Origin of the sequence: Protofrankia sp. CiP3 (genome assembly GCF_917627345.1) — a bacterium.
Taxonomy (GTDB): domain Bacteria; phylum Actinomycetota; class Actinomycetes; order Frankiales; family Frankiaceae; genus Protofrankia.
Map to the genome: position 1 here is coordinate 4,091 of NZ_CAKJTM010000100.1, position 6,307 is coordinate 10,397.

General features: G+C 67.3%; 7 protein-coding genes, 1 tRNA gene and 2 pseudogenes. 6 read left to right on the plus strand and 4 right to left on the minus strand.

Annotation, left to right across the window (positions count from 1 at the left end; genetic code table 11):
- Nucleotides 1-161: 161 nt before the first annotated feature.
- The gene (locus tag MJ797_RS22130) at nucleotides 162-539 is read right to left on the minus strand and encodes a helix-turn-helix domain-containing protein (RefSeq protein ID WP_239340600.1); all 378 of its coding nucleotides are present in this window, start codon (nucleotides 537-539) and stop codon (nucleotides 162-164) included.
- Nucleotides 536-943, minus strand: coding sequence for a hypothetical protein (locus MJ797_RS22135; protein ID WP_239340602.1), 408 nt, complete (start codon nucleotides 941-943; stop codon nucleotides 536-538). Before MJ797_RS22135 ends, MJ797_RS22130 begins: the two co-directional genes overlap by 4 nt.
- Before the next feature lie 288 nt (nucleotides 944-1,231).
- Between MJ797_RS22135 and MJ797_RS22140 the strand changes: the two are divergent.
- Nucleotides 1,232-1,870 (plus strand): annotated as a pseudogene (locus MJ797_RS22140) (replication initiator); the annotation flags it as partial.
- Between the two features lie 30 nt (nucleotides 1,871-1,900).
- On the plus strand, nucleotides 1,901-2,095 hold the full coding sequence (locus MJ797_RS22145; RefSeq protein ID WP_239340636.1) for a helix-turn-helix domain-containing protein: 195 nt from the start codon (nucleotides 1,901-1,903) through the stop codon (nucleotides 2,093-2,095).
- A gap of 6 nt (nucleotides 2,096-2,101) precedes the next feature.
- Here the strand turns inward: MJ797_RS22145 and MJ797_RS22150 are convergent, their stop codons facing one another.
- Nucleotides 2,102-2,284, minus strand: coding sequence for an AlpA family transcriptional regulator (locus MJ797_RS22150; protein WP_239340605.1), 183 nt, complete (start codon nucleotides 2,282-2,284; stop codon nucleotides 2,102-2,104).
- 166 nt (nucleotides 2,285-2,450) lie between these two features.
- Between MJ797_RS22150 and MJ797_RS22155 the strand changes: the two genes are divergently transcribed.
- The gene (locus tag MJ797_RS22155) at nucleotides 2,451-2,780 is read left to right on the plus strand and encodes a hypothetical protein (RefSeq protein WP_239340608.1); all 330 of its coding nucleotides are present in this window, start codon (nucleotides 2,451-2,453) and stop codon (nucleotides 2,778-2,780) included.
- A gap of 283 nt (nucleotides 2,781-3,063) precedes the next feature.
- Nucleotides 3,064-3,216 (plus strand): annotated as a pseudogene (locus MJ797_RS22160) (site-specific integrase); the annotation flags it as partial.
- A 157-nt stretch (nucleotides 3,217-3,373) separates the two neighbouring features.
- On the opposite strand, the gene MJ797_RS22165 reads toward MJ797_RS22160, so the two are convergent.
- A tRNA-Arg gene (locus MJ797_RS22165) sits at nucleotides 3,374-3,446 on the minus strand.
- Nucleotides 3,447-3,851: 405 nt separating this feature from the next.
- Between MJ797_RS22165 and ssb the strand changes: the two genes are divergently transcribed.
- Both ssb and MJ797_RS22175 read left to right on the plus strand, forming a co-directional pair.
- A complete protein-coding gene (ssb, locus tag MJ797_RS22170; RefSeq protein ID WP_239340611.1) occupies nucleotides 3,852-4,481 on the plus strand; it encodes a single-stranded DNA-binding protein in 630 nt (209 codons plus the stop codon).
- 351 nt (nucleotides 4,482-4,832) lie between these two features.
- The coding region (locus MJ797_RS22175) for a hypothetical protein (protein ID WP_239340614.1) at nucleotides 4,833-6,307 on the plus strand (1,475 nt) is incomplete at its 3' end.

Below are 6,307 nucleotides of genomic sequence, written 5' to 3' on the forward strand. Positions count from 1 at the left end.
GTCCCCGTTCCCGATCTGCGCCCTGATCGAGCGCCGGACGCAGGTGGGCGCTCCCCGTAACCGCCCCCACGTCGGGTAGCCGTTCCTGGTGTGGAGCTGGTTCGTCGCCCGCGGGCCCACGTCTCCCTGTCTCGGCGCGCGCAGTCGAGGTGTCCGTGTCGTCAGGTGGTCCGGGCGCCGTGGATGATGCCGAGGTCGAGTTCGATGCGGCGTCCGTGGACGGTGACGACGATGCTGGCGGTGTCGGCGCCGGTGGCGGTGAGGTAGTCGTAGAGGGTGGACAGGAGCATGTCCTCGCGGCTTTCGAGGCGCGAGACAGCGGCCTGGCCGACGCCGAGCTTCTTGGCGACCTCTGTCTGGGTCATCTGCGCGGCCTTGCGGATCATCGCCAGGTTCATGGCGTGGACCCGGTCCATCTCCTCGGCCGCCACGTGGGCCTCGGCGACGTCGGCGGCGAGCTGGGGGTCGGCTAGGAGCCGGTTTAGGTGGTCGTTGCCACGGACGAACTTCGACGGCAGCTGCGGGGCGTTCTCTGTCATGGCTTCTCCTCGTAGGAGGTCTCGCGCTTCCACTGGTCGATCAGGGGGTCGGCTCTGGCGGCTGCTCCGTCGTAGAAGACGTCTCCCAACCTGGCCTTGTCGGCGGCGAACAGCGTGACGACCACGGTGCCGGTCCCGGGAGGAAACCAGCAGATCAGCCGGACAGCTACCCGTGGGTCGTAGGCGTGCGAGACCCGCCAGAGCGGGTAGCGGCGGGACTGCCGTACCCAGCGCAGGGTGGCCGTTTCGCTGTCCCGGGTGGGCGGATCTGTCAGGTTTCGCAACTGGTCGAGGGCACGAGCGGCGTAGGCCAGCAGGAGACGCGAGCGTTCGTCGCCTGCACGCGCCGCCTCCTCGAGGCGGTCGAGCCACCGGCCGAAGTCCTCGGGCCAGTCAATGTCCACCGCGGCAGTATTACATCAAGGAGATATTCCATGCAAGGCATGGGTGTGTCGATCGACCTGGACTCGACCTCACGCCCATGTTCGGCGACGGAGGGTGTCCACGGAGGTGACGGGTCGCATCGACAGGCCGGGCGGCGTGCTGAAGCAGCTCTGGACCGCCAGAGTGGCCGGCCGGAAATTCGGCCGCCGGGAACTCGCGGGCAGCCAGGCATCCAGGCCCAACGGACACAGGCCGTGGCCGGAATCTGCCGATACTGGCGGTGGCCAGCATGATCGCGTAGGTCGCCTGTGGTCCGGTTCGGGGTGCAGGTCCGCGCGGACGGGGTGACCGCCACCAGCCGCAACACCGGCCGGTTGATCGGCTATCTGACCAAGTATCTGACCAAATCGTTGGATACCTGTCACGACGTCGCCACCGACGCGCAGCGGGCGCATGTCGAGCGGCTCGCCGAGGCTCTGCGGTTCGAGCCGTGCGCGCCGACGTGTGCGAACTGGTTGCGCTACGGCGTGCAGCCGAAGAACCCGAAGGCCGGGCTCGTGCCGGGGCGGTGCCGGGGTAAGGCCCACCGGCGGGAAACCCTCGGTTTCGGCGGCCGCCGCGTGCTCGTCAGCCGGAAATGGTCGGGTAAGACCCTCACCGACCATCGGGAAGATCGCAAGACGTGGGTCCGGGAACAGCTCGCGGTCCTCGGCCACACCGGCAACGAGGCACGTGGTGGTCAGGGCGGCCCGTCCGACCGGGTGGTCTGGCAGCTTCTCCGGCCGGGTGATCCGGCCGCCCCGCGCCGTGAACACATGTTGTTGCGGGCTGTTGCGGACCGTCACCACTGGCGCACCCAGTTGGACGCGGCCCGTGCCGCACGGACGGCCCGCGGGCATCCCGGCCCGGTTTCGGCAGCCGACCCCGGCATGCCCCGCGCGGCCTGAGCCCTACTCGTGACGATCACCGGAGGAACCGTGCACGCGCTTCTTCTCACGGCCACCGAAGCCGCCGACCTGCTCGGCGTCAGCCGCACCACCGTCTACGAGCTGCTCAACGCCGGACAGCTCGAATCCGTCCGGATCGGCCGGGCTCGGCGCATCCCGCGGGCGGCGCTTGTTGCCTATGTTGATCGTCTCCGGGGGCTCCCGGAGACGGGGGCTGCGGCGTGATGGCGGTCAGGTCCGGTCATCGGTGGAGGGCCGGTGTTCGGCAATCCACGCTTCTACGTCTGCGGTGTTCCAGATGTGGCCGGCTGCCAGGGTGGCCGTCGGCTTCGGGAAGGTCGGGTCTTCCTTCAGCAGCTGGTTCACTCGCGTGCGGCCTACTCCGAGCCGCTGCGCGATCTCCGCCGCGCCCATGAGGTGATCCGACATAGCCCGACATTACTGGACGACCGTCCAGAGTGTGGATATCGTTTCTCATGGCTGGACGATCGTCCAGTCGCGGTAAGCGGTCCCGGTGGGTGCTCGAACACCACACCGGGACCTTGATCCCGACCCTTCACAGACAAGGGAGCGAGACCCAATGCCCATCATTCCGCCTGCCTATGACCCGCCGCGCGACCCCTCGGACGGACAGCCCTTCGTCCGCCTCGACACCCCCGGCCACGGCTACTACGAGATGACCGTCAAACCCGGTGCCGACCCGTTCGACCTCGCCCGGACCGCTGTCAGGATTCCTACCGACGCGGTGTTCATCGAAGCGCTCGGGGACGTCGAGGTCGTGTTGGTGTTCCGCGCGATCCCGGGCACGGCCTTGCCGGCACCCCGCCCGTCCCAGAGGGGTCCGGGCGGTGGCTGGGTGCCCGACCTCGCCGCGTACCGCAGGGTTCCCGCGCAGACCCGGCCGTTGTGATCGGTCGTCGCGGTCGTTCGTTTCTCCCCCATTTTTCTTCCGTTCCTCTGGTAGGCGCCTGATCTGCCGGGGGGCCGGACGGGTCCAGGGTCGGCGTAGCCGATCATGCAGTGACACGTCAGTGCCCTGGACGCGGCCGGTTCCCCGGCAGACCCTCCCGCGCCCAGAGGACCGGGACAGTCCCGACCGCCGGACGTCACCTCACCGAGTCTCGCTCTGACCCGGAATCGACCAAGGCTCCGCCGAGGAACTCGACGCGGTACGAACATTTCTGCCTACCAGTTTGGATCTTGGCGTGCCGCCGCACATCGTCCGGGACATCGCGGGCCACTCGGCGATCGAGGTCACGATGACGATCTACGCGCATGCGTCGATGGGGGAGAAACGGCGTGCACTGGGCAAGCTCGACAGCCACCTGGCCGAGCCCCGACCCTGACGGCTGTTGCTGCACCCGTTGCTACACAGATGCCGTCCCGATCAGTGTCGGGACGGCATCTGTGATCGTGGAGGGTTCGGGGAGTTTGGCCCCCCGGCAGACATCGCGGCTGGTGACGAAGCCGACCGAAGGTCGACGAGCGCGCTCAACCGGCTCGTGCGCCCGGCAGGGATCGAACCTGCGACCCAGTGCTTAGAAGGCACTCGCTCTATCCGCTGAGCTACGGGCGCTTACCGCCTATTGTGCTTGTCGCCCGGAGCGAACGCGCAGCGCGGTTCTGACCTAGGCTGCGGGGGAATAATCGATCGTCGCGGGTCCCGTGTCAACTGGTTACTGACAGGGACAGAAGCGTGCTCCACCGTCGTCAGCTGGTTGCGTCTGTCACCGTGATGATCTCTTTGTCGAGGCGGCCATCTGGAAAAGTCCAATGTGACACAGCATGGGTCTGTTGTGCACGCCGCTGGCGTCACCGCTGTGGAGGGGCATCCCGTTGTCCACAGCTGATCGCGGGAACAGGTCGAACCGGTCGCCAACGGTCACAGTGTGACGTGAGACGAGACGGCAATCGCCATCGCTGGGTTCCGCCGGACCGTCCGCCACGGAAGCAGGTCAGCAACCATGATCCTGGAGGGACCATGATCGAAGCATCGGTCACGCTGCTCGGCAACCTCGTTGACGACCCTGACGTGCGATGCACGCAGAATGGGAACTCTGTCTGCTCCCTGCGCCTGGCCAGCACCTCGCGCCGGTTTGACCGGTCGCAGAACCGTTGGGTGGACGGTCACACCGTCTTTGTCACCGTCACCTGCTGGCGTCACCTGGCTGAGAATGTCGGCGCTTCGCTGCACAAAGGGGACAGGACGCTCGTGGTCGGGCGACTCCGCCAGAGGTCGTTCGAGACCCAGGACGGAAGCCGCCGAGTCGTCTACGAAGTGGATGCGGACGCGGTCGCGGTTGACCTGACCCGCCAGTCGGCTGCGGTCCGGCGGGTCGTCCGCTTGAACCGGGAGAGCACAGGGAGCACAGAGGTTACGGAAGGCGACGGGAACATGCTGGGATGCGAACCCCTCGCCGAGGAAGGCAGGGCTGATGTGCACAATGGCCAGACCGGCGTCGGAACCGGTGCCGAGTATCATGACGGGGGTTTCACCCATGCGGGCGCGGACGAGTTTCTCAGCGGGTCAGTGCCCGGCGGGATGCCAACGGCGCTGGACCCCGACGGCTCGCCTTCTGTCATCCCGGCTCAGCGTCCGGCGGCGGTGTGATGTCACGGTAGCCGGCGGTCTGCGGGTTGCCGCTGGCTCGGGCGTCCACCGTTGTCGAAACGGCCAGGAGGTGGGTGGAGGCCCGGCCCGGGTCCGGCCGGTGGGTAGCGTCGGCCCGTGACCAGTGCGCGGGGCGCCGATATGCCGGCCTCCATTCAGGTGCCGGGTGGGCGCGCCGACGGGCTCGCGAGCCTTGGCGACGGTTCGGGATCCGGGGGAGCGGGTGGTAGGAGGAGTCTGCCCGGCTCGGACGAGCCGAATGGCCGCCTCGATTCTCCGCCCGGCACATCGCTCATCCCACGAGCGGCAGGGCGACAGCCATTGGTGATTTTGCGGTCGCGTCTGGTCGCGGTGTCTGTGCCGGGGCGGACCGTGGTGGTCGCGGCTCTGCTCAGCGCGGTCGCGGCAATCGTGATCAATCGTTACCTGTTTCCGTATTTGTCGATCAACAATGACGAGGCCCTCTACCGGCTGCAAGCCCAGACGTTGGCGGGCGGCCATCTGTTTCCGCCGGCTCCGCGGTCGGCCGCCTCCTACGCACCGTGGCTGGCGGCGGTCGTTGACGGCCACTACGTCCTGAAGTACACCCCTGTGGTCGCCGGACTGTACGCGCTGAGTCTCGTGCTCACTGGTGGCACCGCCGTGGGGCTCGGGCTCCTCGCCGCCGCCGCGGTGGGGGTCACCTACCATGCCGGGATCGAGCTGCTGGACGATCGGCGGGTCGCCGCCGTCGCGGCCTGGCTGTTGGCGCTGTCACCTTTGATCATTCTGCACAGTGCGTTGCTCCTGTCCTATCTGCCAGTCCTTGTGCTGTATGAATGCGTGCTTGTCGGGCTGCTACGGGGGCTGCGGACCAGGCGCGGGGCGCCGCTTGCCGCGGCAGGGCTGGCGATGGGGCTGGCTGCCGCGGTCCGGCCCTACGACACCGTCCTGATGCTCGGCCCGGTTGTGCTGTGGGCGGTGAGCCGAGGAGCTCGTGGCCGGCGGCGGTGGCTGCTGCGCTGGCTCGGCGCGGGGCTGGTGATCCCGATTGCCGCGTTGCTCGGTTATAACTCCATGGCAACGGGTAATCCGTTCAGACTGCCTTTTGCGCTGCTTGAGCCCGATGACAAGCTGGGGTTCGGGGATCGGCGTCTCTTTCCCGGCGACCCCCCGCACCGTTTCGGCTTGGCTGATGGGCTCACGTCGATCGGTGACCATCTGTGGTTTCTCGGTCTCTGGGCGTTCGGCGGGGTGTTCCTGGCGGCGTTGTCGGTCGCGGCGGTTGTCCGCCGTCGGTTGTCCGCGGCGGCCCTGGCGCTCGGGGCCGGTGCGGTGCTGCTGATCCTCGGTTACATCGTGTTCTGGGGTGCCTGGAACGCGGCCGAGCTGTGGGGTGGAATCCGGTATATCGGCCCTTTCTACCTCATGCCGATACTCATTCCGCTTGTTCTTTTCGGAGCTCGGGGATTGGTCGATCTCACTGTCGCGCGGTCGCGGATCGGTGGGCTTACCGCCGCTGCCTGCTTCGGGCTGAGTGTCGTTGTAATTGTTTTCGCGGTCGGGGATAACATGTCGTTCACCCGGCGTGATCGAGATCTTGCGAACATGGTCGCGGTTCAACCTGGGCGGGTGCTGGTCATGGTGTCGGCGGATCCGGCCTTTCTCATGCATCCCACGTCGGTGGTGGCCAACCCGCCTGGCATGGACACGCGAATCTTGTACGCGGTGTCACGAGGCCGCGCGGACTTCACGGTTCTTGCCGATCATCCGGACCGATCCGCCTATCTGCTCCGCTTGGCGGAGGGATACAATCGAACACTTGCGTCATCATCGGCCGCTCGGTT